Annotated in this window: 15 protein-coding genes and 1 pseudogene; 8 read left to right on the top strand and 8 right to left on the bottom strand. The window is 64.7% G+C overall.

Annotated features, from left to right (window positions below; translation table 11 throughout):
* The first annotated feature begins 189 nt into the window (after nucleotides 1-189).
* Both AB0F62_RS26670 and AB0F62_RS26665 read left to right on the top strand, forming a co-directional pair.
* Nucleotides 190-1,548 carry a hypothetical protein gene (locus tag AB0F62_RS26670; protein WP_361804156.1) on the top strand — a complete coding sequence of 453 codons (1,359 nt, stop codon included), beginning with the start codon at nucleotides 190-192 and terminating at the stop codon, nucleotides 1,546-1,548.
* A 23-nt stretch (nucleotides 1,549-1,571) separates the two neighbouring features.
* On the top strand, nucleotides 1,572-2,126 hold the full coding sequence (locus AB0F62_RS26665) for a GNAT family protein (RefSeq protein ID WP_361804153.1): 555 nt from the start codon (nucleotides 1,572-1,574) through the stop codon (nucleotides 2,124-2,126).
* A 1,263-nt stretch (nucleotides 2,127-3,389) separates the two neighbouring features.
* Here AB0F62_RS26665 and AB0F62_RS26660 read toward each other — a convergent pair.
* Nucleotides 3,390-3,707 (bottom strand): ATP-binding protein, encoded by a 318-nt coding sequence (locus tag AB0F62_RS26660; RefSeq protein ID WP_361804150.1) that lies wholly within the window; start codon nucleotides 3,705-3,707, stop codon nucleotides 3,390-3,392.
* A 252-nt stretch (nucleotides 3,708-3,959) separates the two neighbouring features.
* Here AB0F62_RS26660 and AB0F62_RS26655 point away from each other — a divergent pair.
* Nucleotides 3,960-4,725 (top strand): annotated as a pseudogene (locus tag AB0F62_RS26655) (IS5 family transposase).
* Here AB0F62_RS26655 and AB0F62_RS26650 read toward each other — a convergent pair.
* Together AB0F62_RS26650 and AB0F62_RS26645 are read right to left on the bottom strand one after the other, a co-directional pair.
* Nucleotides 4,706-5,008, bottom strand: coding sequence for a hypothetical protein (locus tag AB0F62_RS26650; RefSeq protein WP_361804147.1), 303 nt, complete (start codon nucleotides 5,006-5,008; stop codon nucleotides 4,706-4,708). The pseudogene AB0F62_RS26655 and the gene AB0F62_RS26650 sit on opposite strands and share 20 nt — an antisense overlap.
* 819 nt (nucleotides 5,009-5,827) lie before the next feature.
* A complete protein-coding gene (locus tag AB0F62_RS26645; RefSeq protein WP_361804144.1) occupies nucleotides 5,828-6,256 on the bottom strand; it encodes a GNAT family N-acetyltransferase in 429 nt (142 codons plus the stop codon).
* Nucleotides 6,257-6,524: 268 nt separating this feature from the next.
* Here AB0F62_RS26645 and AB0F62_RS26640 point away from each other — a divergent pair, with 268 nt between their 5' ends.
* Both AB0F62_RS26640 and AB0F62_RS26635 read left to right on the top strand, forming a co-directional pair.
* Nucleotides 6,525-6,902 (top strand): hypothetical protein, encoded by a 378-nt coding sequence (locus tag AB0F62_RS26640; RefSeq protein WP_361804141.1) that lies wholly within the window; start codon nucleotides 6,525-6,527, stop codon nucleotides 6,900-6,902.
* A gap of 422 nt (nucleotides 6,903-7,324) precedes the next feature.
* A complete protein-coding gene (locus AB0F62_RS26635; RefSeq protein ID WP_361804255.1) occupies nucleotides 7,325-8,530 on the top strand; it encodes an IS256 family transposase in 1,206 nt (401 codons plus the stop codon).
* A gap of 184 nt (nucleotides 8,531-8,714) precedes the next feature.
* Here the strand turns inward: AB0F62_RS26635 and AB0F62_RS26630 are convergent, their stop codons facing one another.
* Nucleotides 8,715-9,041 (bottom strand): WhiB family transcriptional regulator, encoded by a 327-nt coding sequence (locus tag AB0F62_RS26630; protein ID WP_361804138.1) that lies wholly within the window; start codon nucleotides 9,039-9,041, stop codon nucleotides 8,715-8,717.
* Nucleotides 9,042-9,283: 242 nt separating this feature from the next.
* Here AB0F62_RS26630 and AB0F62_RS26625 point away from each other — a divergent pair, with 242 nt between their 5' ends.
* From AB0F62_RS26625 to AB0F62_RS26615, 3 genes are all read left to right on the top strand, one after another.
* Nucleotides 9,284-9,472, top strand: coding sequence for a hypothetical protein (locus AB0F62_RS26625; RefSeq protein ID WP_361804135.1), 189 nt, complete (start codon nucleotides 9,284-9,286; stop codon nucleotides 9,470-9,472).
* A 1,274-nt stretch (nucleotides 9,473-10,746) separates the two neighbouring features.
* Nucleotides 10,747-12,726, top strand: coding sequence for a DUF5010 domain-containing protein (locus tag AB0F62_RS26620; RefSeq protein WP_361804132.1), 1,980 nt, complete (start codon nucleotides 10,747-10,749; stop codon nucleotides 12,724-12,726).
* A 107-nt stretch (nucleotides 12,727-12,833) separates the two neighbouring features.
* A complete protein-coding gene (locus AB0F62_RS26615) occupies nucleotides 12,834-14,366 on the top strand; it encodes an ISL3 family transposase (protein ID WP_361804129.1) in 1,533 nt (510 codons plus the stop codon).
* A 343-nt stretch (nucleotides 14,367-14,709) separates the two neighbouring features.
* Here the strand turns inward: AB0F62_RS26615 and AB0F62_RS26610 are convergent, their stop codons facing one another.
* The 4 genes from AB0F62_RS26610 to AB0F62_RS26595 form a co-directional block, all read right to left on the bottom strand.
* A complete protein-coding gene (locus AB0F62_RS26610; protein ID WP_361804126.1) occupies nucleotides 14,710-14,877 on the bottom strand; it encodes a hypothetical protein in 168 nt (55 codons plus the stop codon).
* 807 nt (nucleotides 14,878-15,684) lie between these two features.
* A complete protein-coding gene (locus AB0F62_RS26605) occupies nucleotides 15,685-16,068 on the bottom strand; it encodes a peptidase inhibitor family I36 protein (protein ID WP_361804123.1) in 384 nt (127 codons plus the stop codon).
* Between the two features lie 323 nt (nucleotides 16,069-16,391).
* Nucleotides 16,392-16,760: a hypothetical protein gene (locus AB0F62_RS26600; protein WP_361804120.1), complete on the bottom strand. Its 369-nt coding sequence runs from the start codon at nucleotides 16,758-16,760 to the stop codon at nucleotides 16,392-16,394.
* Nucleotides 16,761-16,875: 115 nt separating this feature from the next.
* A complete protein-coding gene (locus tag AB0F62_RS26595) occupies nucleotides 16,876-18,012 on the bottom strand; it encodes a hypothetical protein (RefSeq protein WP_361804117.1) in 1,137 nt (378 codons plus the stop codon).
* Between the last annotated feature and the right edge of the window lie 1,473 nt (nucleotides 18,013-19,485).

Here is a 19,485-nt window from a genome sequence, read left to right as displayed (position 1 = left end):
ACGACGCCGATCGTGGCAATGCCTCCACCCCAGATCCACCGTCACATCGGCGTCATGTCGGCCCAGAGGGATGACGCGAGATGCAGACTGGAGTCAGAGTTGAGTCACAGTCAGTTCTCTGCGTCATTTGGGGGAATGACCGCCTTACCGTTCGTCATGACGCGCTGATCCACGGCAGAGGGGGCACCCATGGTCATGCTCCTCCGGGTCCTGATCGACCAAGAGGGCTGGAACCACTACACCACCTTCCGCCGCCACTTCCGTCAGGCAGCAAAGGAGCTGGCGACCGAGGTCCAAGAGCCCTCACTCGCCAGCGTGGACTGCTCCGAGAGCACGTACGAACGCTGGTACGACGGCCGATCCAGGCCCCAGACCGACGCCCGGCAGGTGCTCGAGCACCAGTTCCGGCGGCCGATCACGGAGCTCCTTTCCGAGGTGTCCGACTCCGGCAGGCACACCCGCCAACAGCCGGAGTCCGTCAGCGCGCCAGACACACCGCTCCGCGCCGACCCGGCCGCGGACCTGCACATGATGGGAAGGCAAGCTGCTATGGCCGCACGGCGCGCGATGGAATTCGCGATGGGAGCAGAGAACAACCAGATCGGTCCCGAGACCCTGGCGTTCCTGCAGGACGAGGTAAGCCGCCTGGCCGGCCTCTACACCCGCGTCCCTCTCGGCACGATCCTCGACGACCTCACCGACCTCCAGGACCGCACGTTCCGCCTGCTGGAGAGCGGCCGGGCCAAGCCCGCTCAGCACCGGGACCTGTACCTCCTCGCCGCGGTGCTCTCGAGCATGCTCGCGAAGGCCTCCCACGACCTGCGTGACCCGCGCAGCGCCATGATGCAGGCCCGCACCGCCGCCGTCTGCGCCGAGCAGGCCGACCACACCGCGATGAGCGCCTGGGTCCTCGGCCTGCAGTCCCTGATCTCCTACTGGGCGAACCGCCCCGACGACGCCCTGCACTACGCCCGCAAGGGCAGCGTGGTGGGCGCCGACGTCTTCGGCAGCGTCGGCGTGTGGCTCGCCAGCCTCGAGGCCCACGCCGCCGGCGTTCTCGGCGATGCCGCCACCGTCGACACCGCGACCCACCGCGCCACCGCGCTGCGGGAACGCACCACCCACGACGACCTGGACGCCCTCGGAGGGAACTTCACCTTCCCCACGATCCGGCAGGACTACTACACGGTGGAGGCTCGCGTCCTCCTCGGCCAGGGCGACGCCGAGCTGGCCCGCAGCGCCGAGAACGCCGTGCGCGGCTTCGCCAACCACGATGACCCGAACTGGGCGTTCGGCGACGAGGCAGGCGCACAGACCAACCTGGCGCTCGCCCGCCTCTACCTGGGCGACCTGGACGGCGCCGCCGAGGCCGTGCACCCCGTGCTGGACCTGCCGGCCGCGCAGCGCAACGCGCCCATCATCAGCTCCGTCGAGCGCGTCAGGGTCTCCCTCACCCGCGGACCCGTGCGGGACGCGGTCGCCGCGCGCGAGCTCCGCGAGGAGATCACGGCTTTCGCCAGCCGTCCGGCTCTCGCGCTGCCCCGCTGATCGCCGGGGGTAGAGTCCCCGGCATGAATCCGGTCACCCGCCACGATGCCCGCCTGTCCCTCCGTGAGCTCACCGTTGACGACGTGGACGCCGTCCACGCCATCTACGGCAGCCCGGAGGCGACGGAGCACCTGTCTTTCCCTCCTCGCTCCCGCGAGGAAGTAGGCGGCATCGTGGCGCGTGCCATCGCCTCAGCTGAGGCGACCCCCCGCGACGAGTTCGCCGTCGCCGTCGTGGAGCGCGAGAGCGGTCAGCTCATCGGCTTCGCCCGCCTGGCCCTCGACCCGCACCAGCAGCGCGCCGCGACCATCGGGTTCGCGCTCCGCCCCGACGCGTGGGGCGTCGGCTACGGCCGCGAGACCGTGCACCTCCTCCTCGCCTTGGCCTTTGAGGGCCTGGACCTCCACCGCGTCTGGGCCGCCCGCTCCCCGCACAACACCGCCTCCGAGAAGACCCTCCTCGCGGCCGGCATGACCGAGGAAGGCCGCATCCGCGGACACGTCCTCGTACGGGGAGCGTGGCGGGACTCCATCACGTACGGCATCCTCCGCGACGAGTGGCAGCCGACCGGGGCATAGCGTTCACTTCCCCGTAAGGAGAGCAGCGAGCTGCCCGCGGAGCTCGCTGCGGGCCCGCTCGTCGGCGATGTGCTGCGTGAGGTCGGCCGGGACCGGTTCGACGGAGGCGACACCCGCGCAGCAGCGCAATGGCGGCCCGGAGTGGCCCGGCATCGGGGCGCTGGCAAGGATGGACAGCGGTACACGCGGGTCTCATAGACTGAGCGGGGTCACCTCAGGACCGTTGCTACATGGCCTGCTCAACCTGCCAATCGGTACGGGGATACTCCTCCGCGGTGACCGCTACAGGGTGGTGGACTCCTGGTTCAGCTACGACCACCACGGCATCTTCAATGACGGCTTGCACATCTTCCTTGAACCCGTCCCTGAGCAAGATGACCGCCTCCGGCACCTCGCCCCCCGACTACTTCCGGGAGGGCCCTGACGCCTGAGCGGCTCAACGAGACCGCCCGCTAACCGATCCGGGTTGGGGCAGCCTTGTTGCGCCTCTGGAAATCCTGGCCACGGGGCCGGCTGGTCGTGGTCGGTGCCGTGGACCCTGCGGCATGGTCGCTACTCGTCATCGCGGTCGATCCGCTCAGCCTGGCAACTGCCACAGCCAGCCGCGCACGTCGCTTCCCCAAGAGGTCCGCCGCGTCCGACAGTCCGCAGCCTGCTCCATCCCCTGAAAAGGGGAGCCTGCGGGTTGCAGCGGTACGTGCAGCCCCACACCGCCCAACCGGCCAACGAACCTCCCTGCCGACAACGCAAGGAGGAGGCGGGTTGTTGAGGTCACCCCCGCGAGCGCGGGGAGCAGAACGCCGTATTACGGATGTATACCCGCAGCTTGGGATCATCCTCGCGGGCGCGGGGAGCAGATGGCCATGCGCTCGCCCATCCAGCCGTACAGGGGACCATCCCCGCGGGCGCAGGGAACGGAGGCGGGCGTTCATCGCGGCGAGGTACGCGGCGGGACCATCCCCGCGGGCGCGGGGAGCAGCAGGGCAACCTGTGGCTTTCCTGGGCTGGAGCATAGAAATTTAACACTATCGATGAAAGAGACAAATTGGACGGACGGCGCTCAGCCGTTCAGCCTGAGACGACTTCGGCAGACGATGCCAAGCGATGCCCGGCCAGCTCCGGCACGGCCGGCCCGACGCGCCGCCGATCTGCGTCTGCGACGGTTGGTACCCAGCGCCGTACGTCGCGGCCCGCCATAGAGTGCCGGCGGTCACTGAACCTGGCGTTGGAGTCGGTGAATCCTGACCCCGTTTGTTCGGTGATTCACCCGGCTACCGCGCTTGGTGTGCGGCCGATGTCGCGGTCTTCGAGGCGGTAGGAGTGTCCGTCCATGGAGGCCACATCGGCGTGGTGGACGAGACGGTCGATCATGGCGTCGACAGTGTCGTCGCCGAAGACCTCGCCCCAGCGACCGAAGGGCTTGTTGCTGGACGCAACCCAGGCCTTCGTCCGCTCCTCCCCGCGCGGGCGCGGGGAGGAGAGAAGGAGGACGGTAGCGCGCCACTTCCCCGCGGGACCATCCCCGCGAGCGCGAGGAGCAGCGTGAGGCAATCTTTGCGATCCTGCCGCCCTGGGGACCATCCCCGCGAGCGCGAGGAGCAGGCGTCGTCCGCGAAGTCCCCCTACTCCACCATGGGAGCATTCCCGCGACCGCGGGGAGCAGCCTAAGCGACCTGCGGCTTTTCCAGACCGGCTCACGGGAAATTATCACTATAAGAGCTCGTAACACGATCTTGCGGGCTGCTGCAGGTCAGCCGTAACCGGTACGACGATTGAACCGTTCGTCAGAACGTGAGCGTCAAGCCGTGGGTCGTGCACGACGAGTAGTGGGCGATGGTCGAGCCGATACTCCGCCCTGGCCCGAGCGCTCGCCCGGGCCCAAGCCAGTGCCCGACCGGCTGTGCCTGCAGGGCATCCAATTCGTGCTCTACACGGGGATCCCGTGGCAGCAGCTGCCGTTGGAGCTGGGCTTCGGCTCCGGTCAGACCTGCTGGAGGCGCCTGGAGTGCTGGCAGGAGTTCGGGGTCTTTGCCCAGCTCCAACGGATACTGCTGTCGGAGCTGAACGCGGCCGGCGAACTGGACTGGACTCGCGCGTGCGTGGACGCCTCCCACGTGCGCGCGAGAAATGGGGTGCCGCGACAGACCCGTCGCCGGTCGACCGCCGCAAGTCCGGCAGCAAGCACCACCTGATCACCGACGGTGCGGGCATCCCGTTCAAGGTCATCACCACCGCGGCCAATGTCAACGACGTCACCCAGACCCTCGCCCTGGTCGACGGTGTCCCGCCGGTCACCGGCGGAGTCGGCCATCCCCGCAAGCGCCCCGAGGCCCTGCTCGGCGACAAGGGCTGCGACAGCAACCCCAACCGCCACGAGCTACGTCGACGCGGGATCATGCCGGTCATCTCCCGCAAGGGCCAACCCGACATTCAGGGCCTGGGCAGACTCCGCTACGTGGTGGAGCAGACCTTCGCCCTGCTCCAACAGTTCAAGCGCCTCGCCGTCCGCTGGGAGCGTCGCCTCGACCTGCACGATGCCCTGGTTTCGCTCGCCTGCGGCCTCACCTGCTGGCGTCGCCTCAGGCTGCCCGCTCTGTAGGCTCGTGCACCGTAAGAGCCAGACGCTGGCCATCCCCGGCCCTCGAGACATCGACCACGATCTCGCTTCCTTCATCGAAGCGCAGGGTGAAGACCGGATCGAGATTCATCAAGAGGTCGAAGACCTCGCGATGATCGTCCGACAGGCGCTCAGGGCCAAGCTCCGCGTCACAGTCCCAGTTCCCTTCGGCGACGCAGTCAGCTACTTGCACGTCGAACTCGCCAAGGCACATCCACTCATTGGCCCACCACTCCAGCGTCGCCGCCCCCTGATAGCTGTCCATCGTCCAAATATCACGGTCGACCGGGTGTGCGAGAACGGGGTGGGCTCAGGACAGCCGCAAGATCGTGTTACGGACCCTAAGGGAAATAATTGGGTTAATGACACATAATTGTCCACGTTAGACCGACTTTTAGCAGACAACGCCACGCGATGCCAGGTCCTCGCTCTGGCGCAGCCGACCGACGCACCACCGATCTTCGTCTGCAACGATTGGTACCCGGCACCGTGCGCCAGGCCCCCTCGCCATAAGGCGTCCTCATGACGGCAACGAATACGGAGCCAACGCCGCTCGCGAACATCTGTCGGAGGCCAGTGGCGAGGCGAGGGCCGCGAAAAGGTCACGCACACCGGGGCCGGGCAATCGTCGAGCGTCCCAACGCTACCCAGGCCGGGCTGTGCGCGAGGCTAGGTAGCCCCTGCCGCCGGTCACGAACTGCCAGTCGTCAATGGCTCGCTTGCGCCGGGCACGAGGAAGTCGATCAAAGCCGCATGGCCAAGCACATGCCCCTCGGAAGGACCATCCCTGCGGACGCGGGAAGCAGTACAGCCTCGCATTCCGCCGTGATCGCAAGGTGGGACCATCCCCACAGGCACGGGGAGCAGACGGGCGGACCTTGATCCGTCGCTACGTTCCCGGACCATCCCCGCGGGGGCGAGGAGCAAACCGCGTGCGAGCGGGGCGGGCGGCGAGTCCCCAGGACCATCCCCGCAGACGCGGGGAGCAGACTGTGCGGCCTGTAGTTTTCCCATGCCAGAGCATAGGAATTTGACACTACCGCGGGAAGTGACACATTGAACTGATAGCACCCAGCCGTCCACACTAGAACAACTTCGAGCAGACGATGCCACGTGGTACCGGACCATCCGGGAGAACCGGTCCGACATATTTCGTCTGCAGCAGCTGATAGCCGGAGTTCTTCTCCCGGCCCCAGTACATCGCGGCACGCCACAGGGCACGGCCATTGCCGCAGCCGCGGTGTTCGGGCAGCACGCCGAAATACTGGGGCATGAGCTCGCGGGTACCCATGGCGTCCAACCGGATCTCCACCGGATCGATGACGCCCGCGACACGGTCCTCATGGACGACGGCTAGAACAGTGCCCACGGCGCCGGCGAGCGTCTGCCGGTGCAGCAACGCGATCCCGCCGGCAGCCCTCTGCGCGGCAAGGGCCGCGAACCCGGTACGCACCGGCCCAGGGCAGTCGTCGACTGGCACGACGCTACCCGGATCGGGCTCGTGGCTCGGCATTGATGGCGAAGTCCTTGGGTTGCATGCGCGTCCCGTCCCCGCCACAGACCACATGCGTGGGGATAGAGGAACCTCATCACGCTGGCCCTGGCCACGTGATGTCGTGCGCATAACTCGGCGGTCAGCTCCCCGACCACCAGGGAGGAGCCCGGTTCGACGCCGTGGACGTGGACTTTCACCTTCACGGTGACCTCTCCACGCCGCACAAGCGTGGAAACCAGGGCCCGTCCGGCTGGCGCGCGATGCCCTCGACAAGCACGCCTCGTCCTTGACCTCGGACCAGCGCACGTCCTTGCCGAAGCGCAGGAACTGCGCTGCCCGGACCGCCGAAACCACCTACGTGGCGATCAAAACGGCCACAGCCGCCGGTGTCAGCATGCATAGATGCATCGCCGACGCTGCCGCAGACCGCGCCCTGGCCAAGCAACAGGCGTTCGTGGATGCCAGCCAGCAGCACCGCGACGCCGTCGCGGACGCGTTCGCCAAGATCGACCCCACCGATGGAGACCCGCGTTCGACGCGGAACCTCCTGGACCAGGCAGACGCCGCGGTCATGGACGTGCAGCGCGACGAGCCGCACGGGAACGCCGCGTGGCCGATCCCTCCACGCCCGAGCCCCTGCACCTTGAAGTGCGGTGGTTGCTAGACCTTGCCGAACGCCTCAAGGGCGACCCGCAGGCCAACAACCTGACGTCGTCGGAGACCCGGCGGGGGTGTCGTTGGACGGCCCTCCCAGCACTGAACTGCGGTTGACGTGCGAACAACCCCGCCAACAACAGCGTTCCACCGGCGCTGGACACACTCCATCAAGCTGATATCGCTCGGCACGAACAAGGGCAGCGCCAAGCCGCGGACGGCCGTCACCCATCACCGCCGCGCCAGCCATGCGCCGAGCAGAGCGCCAGCGCCTGCTGCGAGAGGCGTTGGCGGACATGGCCGGGACTGTAAAACTAACGGCGGATCTGATGATCAAGAGAGAGACGCCAGATGACCGAGACCGCCGTTGAGTCCGTCAAGCAGACCGCCGAACCGTCGGCGAATGGGGCGAGTGACGAGCAGTTGATCGCGATGCTCGTGGACCGGGCCCGCACCGAGGGGCTGCAGCTGACCGGCGAGGGCGGGTTGTTGCAGCAGCTGACCAAGCGGGTGCTGGAGTCCGCCCTGGAGGGCGAGATCACCGACCATGTCGGCTATGACAAGCACGAGGCGGCCGGGAGGAACAGCGGCAACAGCCGCAACGGCACCCGGGCCAAGACCGTGCTGACCGATGTCGGCCCGGTCGAGGTCCGGGTACCGCGTGACACGGCCGGCACCTTCGAGCCGCAGATCGTCAAGAAGCGGCAGCGGCGGCTGACCGGGGTGGACGAAATGGTGCTCTCGCTGTCGGCCAAGGGTCTCACGCATGGTGAGATCGCGGCGCATCTTGCCGAGGTCTACGGAGTGGAGACATCTAAGCAGACGATCTCGAACATCACCGACAAAGTGATGGAGGGCATGGCCGAGTGGGCCAACCGCCCCCTTGATCCGGTGTATCCGGTCCTGTTCGTGGACGCTATCAACGTCAAGATCCGTGACGGCAAGGTGGCGAACCGGCCGATCTACGTCGTGATGGCGGTGACCGTTGAGGGCACCCGCGACATTCTCGGCATCTGGGCCGGCGACGGCGGCGAGGGCGCCAAGTTCTGGCTGCAGATCTTCACCGAGCTGAAGAACCGCGGCCTGGACGACTGCCTGATGCTGGTCTGCGATGGGCTGAAGGGCCTGCCGGACGCGGTGGAGACAGTCTGGCCTCGCACGATTGTTCAAACCTGTGTGATCCACTTGCTGCGCAACAGCTTCCGCTACGCGGCCCGGCAGGACTGGGACAAGATGGCCAAGGCCCTCAAGCCCGTCTACACCGCACCCAGTGAAGCCGCCGCCACCGAGCGGTTCCTGGAGTTCTCCGAAACCTGGGGCGCCAAGTATCCGGCAGTGATCAAGCTGTGGTCCGACGCCTGGGCCGAGTTCGTGCCTTTCTTGTCCTTCGACGTGGAGATCCGCAAGGTGATCTGCTCGACGAACGCCATCGAGAGCGTCAACGCCCGCATACGCAAGGCCGTCCGCGCCCGCGGACACTTCCCGAACGAGGCCGCAGCGCTCAAGTGCGTGTACATGGCGCTGATGAGCCTGGACCCGACTGGCCAGGGGCGAAGGCGCTGGACCATGCGCTGGAAGGCACCCCTCAACGCCTTCCAGATCGCCTTCGAAGGCCGCCTCACCCCCACCAACCGCTGACCCCTTACAAACCAAGATCAGCCGTTAAGTTGACACTCCCACATGGCCCGCGAGTTCGAGTACGTCGACGCGGTGGTGGACCTGCTGGGCCTACCCGAGCGGAGACAGCAAAGAGACTAGTCTGCTCAGTGCGCTGGCCGCATGGTCCCCACAACCAACAGCAAGGACCCTTGTTGGCTCTTTGTCACCCTGTCGCGTCCCATGCCTGTCCTTCCTCAATTCCAGCGTTACGCCCGTATTCCGATCGGGCGGCTTCAAGCAGGCGCCGCCAGGACGTGACGCGAGGGCGCCGTCGCAGGAGAGCCCTCCGTTCCCGCTCAGTCATGCCGCCCCAGATTCCGTGCTCGATGCGATTGTCCAGGGCGTAGACGAGGCACTCCGTGCGCACTCGGCAACCGGTGCAGACGGCCTTGGCCCTGTTCTGGGTCGTGCCGTCGGCGAACAGATCGTCCGGATCAGCGGTTCGGCAGACCGCTTGCTCACCCCAGGTCTCCTGCTCATCCCCGAACATCCCGATGGCGTCCTCTCCCCTATCCGGCCTGCCGCCCTCCTCTGGGCAGCACAGTCCGAAAACGGTAGGGCATACGCACGAGGCATGGGACATCGCCATGTTGCGGAAATCCCATCTGGTGACGGAAGCCCTGACAAAAACCCCCGCCTCGTGGATTGACTCAACCGCCAGCCATGCGCCCCGGCAAGGGGGGCCAGGAGGTGATGCGGTCAAAAGGCTGCCTCAGGTCAGCACCCGCCTTCATGGCCGTCATCGCGAATGGTGATGCGGATGCGTCGACCGCCGCGGTCGCCTTCCAGACCCAGGTCGCGCATCAGCCGCGCGACCGTTCAACAAGCCATCGCCATTCCAGGCTCGCGACCTTTGTCGCCAACCAACTGCTGCGGGAAAATCTACCTGTACAGCGCGATGTGCCCCTGATTCTCGACTGAAGATGAACATACTGCCGCCCGGGCGCCCGGCAGAGCGGATGCCCGAAGACTCTGGTCAAGGCCGATGCCGGCGGTCGCACTCCTTCTCAGAACGGAACCATCCCCGCGGGCGCGAGGAGCAGTGCAATAGGACAGGTCGTGATGTCACCGGAACGGGACCATCCCCGCGGCCGCGGGGAGCGGCACTGTATTCGTCCCTTGGTTTGATGTAAGTCGGCTCGGTTGTGCGGTGGTCGGCAAGTGTCTTTCACTATCCGCCGGTGAGGGAGGGTTTTCCCGGGGGTTGGCCGGTGTCTGTGGCCACCCCCGCGGGCGCGGGGAACAGACCCGCAGACACCTGCACATGCGCGCGCTGGTCGGACCATCCCCTGCGACTACGGGGGACAACTTTCCCTGCCGCGCGAGGCGTGTTGCCGGTGGGGCCATCCCCTGCACGCGGGGAACAGAATCCGTGCGGCGCCTGCGGCGAAGCAGGGCAGCGGGCCATCCCGACGGGTGAGGGGAACAGTCTGCAGCACCTCATAGGCCCTGATGATGGTCGGGAGCATCCCCGCGGGCGCGGGGAGCAGTTCATCTCGACTTCGTCGAAATTGGCGTCCTGGGGACCATCCCCGGAGACGCGGGGAGCAGACTGAGTACCCTGCAACGTTCCCAAGCCAGAGCACAATAATTCCACACTGTCCAGAGCCTAGGCAAATTTCGCAAATAGCATCCGGACAATCCACCTTCCACTCCCTTCATTTCGCAAATCACTACCCTGATTGAAGTCTAAATCACTGTCTGGATCTGGCTTGAATCGCGGCACGCACCTTCTCGGTCCAGGTCCCAATATTCTCCGCTTCTGTCCGGCCCGACAGCTACCCATATTCCCTCATCGTCGCACGCCCCCCCCAAGCTCACGGACAGTACTTGGGCACACCGCGGGGAACATCCGGCTCACACACGCGCACCCCGCCGAGCTTCGGCGCAGACGCCCCGAGACGAGTGAGCCACCAGTTCCCGGAGCCACAAAACCGGTGCCCAATAGCGGCGGGAAATGCCAAGGCGTGCGATCCACTCCTCGGCGTGGAGTGCCAGTCCAACCCAGCGTGAACGCGCCTCGTTCGGCCACGACTTCTGCTATACGATCTTGAGTTCGGGGCAACTGTCCAACTCTGCCCTCCCCTTGCCCACCAGAGACCGGAATATGGATGTCAGTCTTTCAAGTACGAGCACGTAAAACGTTGGCGAACAAAGAACTTCGAACGAGCGGCAGGAGAGTCGCTCGCTTCCTGATGGCAGCCGCATCCCTCGCCGGCTTCTGGGCCACAGGACACCTCACCACCGCATCTGCATCCCCGACCGATACCGCATCCGTGTCCGCGGGTGCCGTATCCGGCACGACCACCATCGTGGACCCAGGTGGTTCGGTGCTCCCCCACCGCAAGGCGGGATCCACCGGGGCCCTCGGCGTGCTCTTCGGCTTCGACGACAGAACCCTGGCCGGCGGCCCGTACGAGAACCAGGGCAACCACATCTACAACCTGCCCCTTTACCGAGCCGAAAAGGGGACGACCGCCCAGTTCTGGGACAACTACGTCGAAGAACTGATCTCCTCGGGGGTCACCTTCGTGGCGGTCAACACGCGCGGATTTGTGCCGGGCTCCCCAGTGCCCAACGGCGGGGGGGACCCACGAGCGCTCACCGGGCTGGTCGACGCGATCAACCGTGGGCAGCACTCCGACCGACTCAAGATAGCCGCCTTCGACGACAGTCCAGCATCAATGACCGACAAGAAGAACCAGATCAAGCACAAGGCCGGTGGCTACTCACCGGTATTCGATCTGGGTGACGCGACCGGAGCTGGCGAGGGTGGCTACCAGTACCTCTGGGACAACAGCCTCAAGGTCTACTTCCAGAACGTTCCCGACAGCCTGCTCTACAAGATAAACGGACGCCCGCTCGTCTACTTCTGGTCGAACAATTCCTTCGCCTTCACCAACCAAGGCGGAGGCAACTCTGCCAGGTTGCTGCAGTACGTCCGTTCCCAAACACAGTCGACGTTCGGACTGAACCCGCACTTCGTCGTCGACAACAGCTGGCTCAAGAACGACCCGGCCGTCTCAACTGTCGCGGACGGCGCGAACAGCTGGTTCGGGGTCCCCAATCCGACGTACACCAACCAGGTCTTCAAGGGCACTTCAAACGGCGTCACAGTACCCGGCTTCCACTTCGTGTCGGGAGCGTCCAACATGGTGATCGACCCCAACCATGGCAAGACTCTCGCGGACGGCCTCGAGGCCACGGTCAACGGTGGGAACCAAATCACTCTTGTAGAGGGATTCACGGACTGGCGGGAGAACGCAGCACTGTGGCGCACGAGCCCCGGCCCGTACAGCACGACGCAGCGCGACTACCCGAACCAAAACGTCAATCTCCTGCGCCGCTACTCCGAGCGACCCTTTCCCGCCGAGCTCACGGTCCAGGCCGAGAGCGCCGACGTCGTGCACGACACGACGGCGGGCAATCTATGGAACGTCTACCGGAACGACGACCTGGACGTGCAGCCAACATCCGACTCAGCGGGCGGCTGGAACGTCGGCAGCGTCGCCGCAGGTGAATGGCAGCAGTGGACCGATGTACCAATGCAGGGGACGAAAACGCTGAAGCTGCGCGTGGCCACTCCCAACTCCGGAGCTCAGCTCCGCCTCGTGGTCGATGACGTCAGCGGACCGCTCGTCGAGGTCCCGAACACCGAGGGTTGGCAGTCCTGGCAGACCATCAACGCGGGAACCTTCCAATTCGCGCCCGGTACCTACCACACCGTGCGAGTCGAGCAGGTCAAGGGCGGACAGAACATCGACTGGTGGCAGGCGGTAAGCGTCCCCCAACCCACTGGCGCGATCACCGGATACGGCGGAAAGTGCATCGACGCAGCCGGCGGGAGTTCCGCCGACGGCACCGCCATCCAGCTGTACACGTGCAATGGCACCGCTGCCCAACAATGGACGAACGGCGCCGATGGCACCCTCCGGCTCTTGGGCAAGTGCATGGATGTCGCCGCTGCCGGGACCGCCAACGGCACAAGGATCCAGCTGTACACGTGCAATGGCACCGCTGCCCAACAATGGCGGCAGGGCGCCTCCAACAGCCTGGTGAATCCGCTGTCCGGCCGCTGCCTGGACGCCACCGGCCCGAGTTCCGCCGATGGTACCCGCCTGCAAATTTGGGACTGCGCCAGCAGCCCCAACCAGAGCTGGGCCATCCCCGTGTGAATCGAGCGGCATCCTCCGGGCTCGACCGAAACGGGACTGCAAAGAGAACGGCTCTGGTCCGTAGTCGGTGATGACGCCGAGTAGCCGTCCTTGATCATGATCTTGTGATGGATATCAGTTCCCTTATGGAAACGGTGTTTTCGGGGCTGTCGGCGCTGGTCGTCGAGGACGTGGCTGACGGCGGCGACGCGGTGGTGGTCTCGGCCAGCACTCCAGATGTGGCGGTGCCGTGTCCAGTGTGTGGGACGCCGACGGCGAAGGTGCACGTCCCTCACCGCCGAACGGTGAGGGGCGTGCCGGTCGACGGTCGCCAGGTCGTCGTCCACCTGCGCGTACGGCGGCCGGCCTGTCCGGCCCTGGGCTGCCGACGGCAGACCTTCCGCGAGCAGATTCCCGGACCGCTGGAGCGCCATCAACGCCGCACGGTACGGCTTGCCGGCCACATATCCCAGGTGGCGCGGGAGTTATGCCGCCGGGCGGCCGCACGCCTGGCCGACCTGCTGGCCATGCCCGTTTCCCGCAGCACCGCGCTGCGCCATCTGCGGCGCCTGCCGCTGCCGCAGCAGGCGGTCCCGCGAGTGATCGGCGTCGACGATTTCGCCCTGCGCCGCCGCCACCGCTACGCCACGATCACCACGGGTGCCGAGACCGGCCGACGCCTCGCGGTCCTGCCCGACCGCGAGGCGGCCACCCTGGAGTCCTGGCTGCGCGAACATCCTGGTGTCGAGGTCGTGTGCCGGGACGGCTCGGCCACCTACGCCGAAGCCGTCCGCCGAGCCCTGCCAGACGCGGTGCAGGTCAGCGACCGATGGCACCTCTGGCGAAATCTCTGCGACAAAGTCCAGCTCGAGGTCCGCGCCCACGCCGGATGCTGGACCACCATCAACCCGCCCCGCCCCGGCGGAATACGCGAGCAGACCACCCGCGAACGCTGGAACAAAATCCACGAGCTCCGCGGCCAAGGAATCGGCCTGCTCGACTGCTCCCGCCGCCTCAACCTCGCCCTGAACACCGTCAAACGCTACGCCCGCATGCCCGAACCCCAGGCCCTGCGCATCGCCCCCGCCTACCGGCCCACCCTCGTCGACCCCTACCGCGAGCACCTGCGTCGGCGCCGAGCCGAGGATCCCGCCGCCCCGGTCACCCACCTCCTCAAAGAGATCCGGGAGCTGGGCTACACCGGCAGCGCCAACCTGCTGGTCCGCTACCTCAACCAGGGCCGCGCCGGAGGCGACCGCCCCGTCACCACCCCACGTTACGCCAGCCGCCTCCTGCTCACCGACCCTGAAAACCTACGCCCAAAGGAAACCAGCCTGCTGGAGAAGATCGCTGCGGCCTGCCCGGAGATGACCGCACTCGCCGATCTCGTCCGCGGCTTCGCCACCCTGCTGAAACCAGCCGAGGGCAACGACGTCAAACTCACCGAGTGGATCACCACCGCCCGGGCCATCAACCTGCCTCACCTGCGCAGCTTCACCAACGGCCTGGAAATCGACCGGTCCGCCGTGAACGCCGGCCTCACCTTGCCCTACCACAACGGCCGCACCGAAGGCGTCAACACCCGCACCAAGAGGATCATGAGACAGATACACGGACGCGCCGGATTCGACCTCCCCCGCCACCGCATCCTTCTGCCTTAACCGCAACTCGGCGTCACCACCGACTACGAACCAGAGCCGCGAACGGGCCTGTCGCGCATCGATGGTAAAGGATCATCATATTATTGATGGCCGTTTCTGCGGACCCCGCCGCAGCGGGAGGGGATGCGACCGCCTTCAGGGCTACGCTCGAACGCTGTATCCGAGAGGCTCTGGCAGAGTACATCGCGGGCCGACCAGCAGCTACTACTCTGTGCGTCCGACCTCACTCGGCGTTACCACCGGATGTGAGACAGGGCCGTTCGATGGACAGACCCACAGCACGGTGTCGGTGGCCAGGACCCGGATCGCCACCAAGCTCAGCGGTCCGTTAGAGCCGCTTGGTCTAGCCGGACTGCAGTGGCAGGTACGGGAACAGGTGCCGCAAGCGGGCCCGGGCATGCCGTATCCAGTGGGCCTCGGAACCGTACCTGAGCAGGGCCTGCATCACCGCCAGGGTGACCAGCTCTCCGTCCGACAGCCGCGGGGGCGGTGCCCACCGCGGGCAAGTCATCGACAAGCACCTTGAGTGCAGTCAGCGAGGGTGTCCATCTCGGTCGTCACACACGGGGAGTGGACACCCTCGCCTCGTCTACGGGGCCCAGCCCCTGGAATCGATCATCTAATGCACCGCGATGGCTGCCGGCAAAGCACAGGAACCACCCCCGCCGAACCGCGGGGAGCAGCGGGTCTCACCACCTCGGCGGCATGAAAGCTGGGACCATCCCCGCAGGCGCGGGGAACAGACCTGCAGGCACACGCACACTCACGCGCTGGTGGGATCATCCCCGCAGGCGCGAGAACCAGAACCCCTGCGACGCCTTCGACGGAGCGGGCCCTGCGAACCATCCCCCCGTGGCGGTGGAGACCGGCTGCCTGCCAGTGACATCGGCTACTTCTCGGGGAACCATCCCTGCAATCGCGGGGAACAGCAAGCCGCCGCGAACGCGTCAGCCCACCACCCTGCGGATACCTCATGTGACCGGCAACTTTATTGATCAAGCTACGCTGGCCCTCAATGACATCCCGGTCGAAAGTCAGTATCTGCTGCAGCGCGGATCTGCAGGCCACGGCCACCAGCACATGATTCCAGCTATCAAGGCGCTATACAAAGACCGCCTTGAAGTGAAAGGGTACCGTACAGCGCCGACTGGTGGACCATTTTTTATTCACGTAAGAACTTTACCGAACTTCGACCAAACACGGCGGCGGTATCCGAGACAAAGTCCCGGATACCGCGCCACGGACTATTCCGCCCGACGTCTTGTCAGCGAATTTCGCATTCGCCACCAGGGGGATTTGCCGGAACTACGAACCCAGGTCAGTCGACCCGGAGCGAAGAGAGCACGTCGTTGGCCCAACCCGTCTGAGACAGGTCGGAATGCTGCGTGTAAGCGGGGAAGACAAGAGCCCTTCCAGCGAAGTTGCTGTGCTCATAGAAAGTGACCTTGAGATTGCTGTTGTTGCGAATCGAGGAGATGGAGTCCTGAAACCCCGGGCCCAGATCGTACCCCAGGTCACGCCACTTGATTCCGGTGACAATCTGGTGCCACTGGCAAGAGCCGCTGAAGTTCGCGTCTTGGCAAATCGTCATTTCGGGACCCGCCGTCACCGAGGGCGCGTCAACGCTGTCGGCGGCTGCCGCCGAAACCGACAGAGCAAAGGCCGATACCGAGAGGCCCAGAAGCATTGCGATCTTCTTCATGTTACACATTTCCTTTCGCTTAAGGTGGATACGAACGGTCAAATTTTCGGAAGAGAGGATTGAGAGATCCCATTGAGCTTTCCACAGCGCCTGCAGTGATCGACCACAGAAACGAGGAACCCTGCCATGGTTTTCTAGCCCAATAGGAAGCGATGACGGACCGGAACGCTAAAAGATCGATGCCTGCCAGGGGGCGGATAACACGGAATCAAATTTGAGGCGCGCCCACCCGAGGCCACTACTCACCTGATCACCGCTCCGCATAAATCATCCCATTGCGCCGGCACTCCATTGTGAGCGATATCGCGGAGTTCTGTGAAAAACTACTCCGGGCGGTACGACGAAAGTACATCATTAGCCCAACCGGTCTGTGCCAAGTTAGAGTGCTGGGTACTGGCAGGAAAGGTCATCGATCTACCAACCCACCAATTATGCTCATAGAAGACTATCTTCCGGCCCGTCAGGTTCCTCACGGAAGAAATGGCGTCCTGGTACTGAGCGCCCCACTCGATCATGTCGCCCAAGGTCCACGCGCCGCGATCAGTGCTTTCCGTATCATTCTTGCAAGCACCCTGAAAATTGGCATCGGTGCAAAAAGTCAAAACGGGGGCAATGCGGGGATGAGGCGCTGCACTGGCGGTTGTGTCGATACAAGTGGACAGGGCGGCGGCGGCAATCACCGTTCCCAACATCGGGCCTACCTTTTTCACGAAATGCCCTTCAAAATCCGAAGATTGGAAACCGACCTGCGCGACAGAGGAGCCGGTAGGGCGCGCGGGCCGAGTACGCGTGTTTCTGTGACGCTCATCAGGACTGGCTGTCCCATGCATCGTTGAGTGCCAGGTCGGTCAATTCTCCAACGGACAACGCCGGCTCTTTGCGGACCGCGTCAACCCCGTAAGCGGCAGCATTATGTGCTGTTACAATGACGCGCAGTCCGTTGAGTCGCAGCGAATCGGCGGTCCACGAAATTGCGCCGGCACCTTTATGTCCGTATGGCCCCTGTCGGATCAGTAGGCGAATTCCGTTCGGCTTGACAACGCCATCCTTGAACAACTGTGCCATGCGCGGATCTTCAGGCTTCCATCGCTGCAGCTGAATCTCCAAGAGAGATTCGCCCTGCTTGTCGCGCACCTTCAAGTCGGCGTAGCCACGTGGATCACCCTCCTCACCAGATGTTCGTATTCGACGAGGAAGCGAAGCCTTAACGACGGCAAGGATCTCTTCTTTGGTCATGAGACCTGCGGATGGGTCGGGCTGCGGACTCGGAGCCTCTATACCCGAGAATGCAAAATCCCAACGTCGGTCGGTTGCGATGGCTTCCAATTGTTTCAAGGACAGAGAAGGATTCGGCCGGCTTGGCATGTCCTCCTGCTCCGATGCTCTATTCCATTCCGATATCACGGTTTGTCTACCGTCCTTGGATGTGGCGACAGCGCTCCACCGCTGCACTCCCACTTCCTGAACCCCTTCGTACTCCTGATTCAGCACCAATACGGATCCGTCGACATTCACGCTGCGCGTACACCTGCTGGTGGGACTGCGAGAGATCAGCGGACATCTTGTCAATTCTGATGAATTCAAATCGGGTACTCGTTGCAGGCTGACGACAATCCTGACCGCCCCGTGACCGTCGTCGTAGGAGATCCCGAAGTTCTTTGCTCGGCGGCTCTCGGCTTCTGTAGGTAGCGCTACCGCTTTCCCCGTCGGCAGCATGTCCTGAAGAATTATAGAGAGGTCTTCGAGGGATACTCCCGCACCGACCCGACTATTGGCCGGAGAGGGGGAGCTCCCCATTTCGGGCGCACAGCCGTACATTCCAACGGTGAGCGTCACTGCAAATATGCGGCGAAAAATCGGTGAGACCTTGTGTAGCAACTTTTTGGCTCGAGATATGCTGAAGTGGCGCTCCACATCAAGTTGGGTTAGCTGATTCTCAACCACGGTATTGACTCTCAGATGAGGGTAGACGGTAAATGTGTCCCGCTCGATTGGGGAAATATGGGGAATCCCTCTCCTGTCGACAGGTGGATCTGTTGCCCCGTTTACCGTGAGTGCATCTTGGGATCGCGCGCGGCAGCGATAATCTGTTTTCGCGACCCATGACTGAGCTGCAAATAGCCGCGACAGCTTCACTCGACTCTCCAACCAAAGGCAGTCGGGGACCGACCGTGTTTCGGTTCACTTTATGTATCCTCCATAAGGGGTTACAAGCGACTCTCAGGTGATCTTGATTACGTTTAAACTTGCACGACATGGATCACGAGGTCGTTATGTCCGGATAATCGACTTCACCCGGGCTCACATGCGTCCACGTCGGCTCTCCCGGCGGCTTCGAATGATGGCTGACACGGTGACTCAACTCCGTCGCGGCAAGATCCTGTCGGCAAGACCACGCAGGACCGGACATCGGCCGCAAGAGCAGGCCCGGATTTGCTGCCGATGGCGCGACGGCGCGATTCGTCAGACGATCCGGCACCGGCCGGTCGGCGATCCAGTCGAAGGCAACGTGTTCCGGTGCACAGACCAGCAGAAGCCGGTCGCAATCCGCGTCGTGCGCTGATCACGTGGACAGTGGTACGGCTCCCCCCGAGGTGGAACTGGGCGAAGCCGCAACCTCTCCGGCCCGACGAGCGCGGGTCAACATCCCTCCCGCTCTCCTACCGACCTCCAGGGCGCCATCGCAATCGAATGCCTCCCCCATCGCTGCCGTGACCACCAACGTATCGATACACGCCAGCGCATCCGGCCACAGCACGGACCTACGCGACAACTGCGCTGCCTCACGTCCCACCCGACCTCACCAACACCACTGCCGGACTCGCTCACCTCTCACCGTTACTGAGCAGATGGCTCAGCGTCCCGGCCGGCCCTGCCATGCGCATTGCGCAGCTGCTCCATGCCTGCAACCGCAGAACCGCTGCTCGGCAACGACTGGGACGCAACTCGCAGCGTTGCTTCGGCATCACTGCAGTGCCTACGGGCGTCCGCTGCCCGCACGGCGTTCTCACAAGATCGACTGCCGAAACCGCCCGTCCCTCCCCACGGGCGTGTGACCTGGGATGGTGAGTGCCAAAAGCAACTCACCACCGACAACAAGGCTGTTCACCGGGAGAATTGACGCCGAACCGTGATCGCCAACCCCAAAATCGGTGAGCGAATCGGTGAGTGCCGCCGGGCTTCATGGATGACGTCATCTCGCTTCCAGGTCCCCAGGAGCCCTCCCATGGCTGCCCCAGCCCTCCAGCGTCAGCCGCCTGCCAATGCCTCCCCTCCATTGCACACACCACGGCCTTCCCTGCCTGCCCTGCGCACCACCCGCCGCGCGGTGTCGACAGCCCGCATGGCGGTCTGGGCAGCACTCGCAACCGGCCCCCTGACGCTGGCCGCATACTGCGCAACGCCTACGGGCGCGCC

It is taken from the genome of Streptomyces sp. NPDC026673 (genome assembly GCF_040638135.1).
GTDB lineage: Bacteria > Actinomycetota > Actinomycetes > Streptomycetales > Streptomycetaceae > Actinacidiphila.
This window is presented reverse-complemented; position numbering and strand designations above follow the sequence as displayed.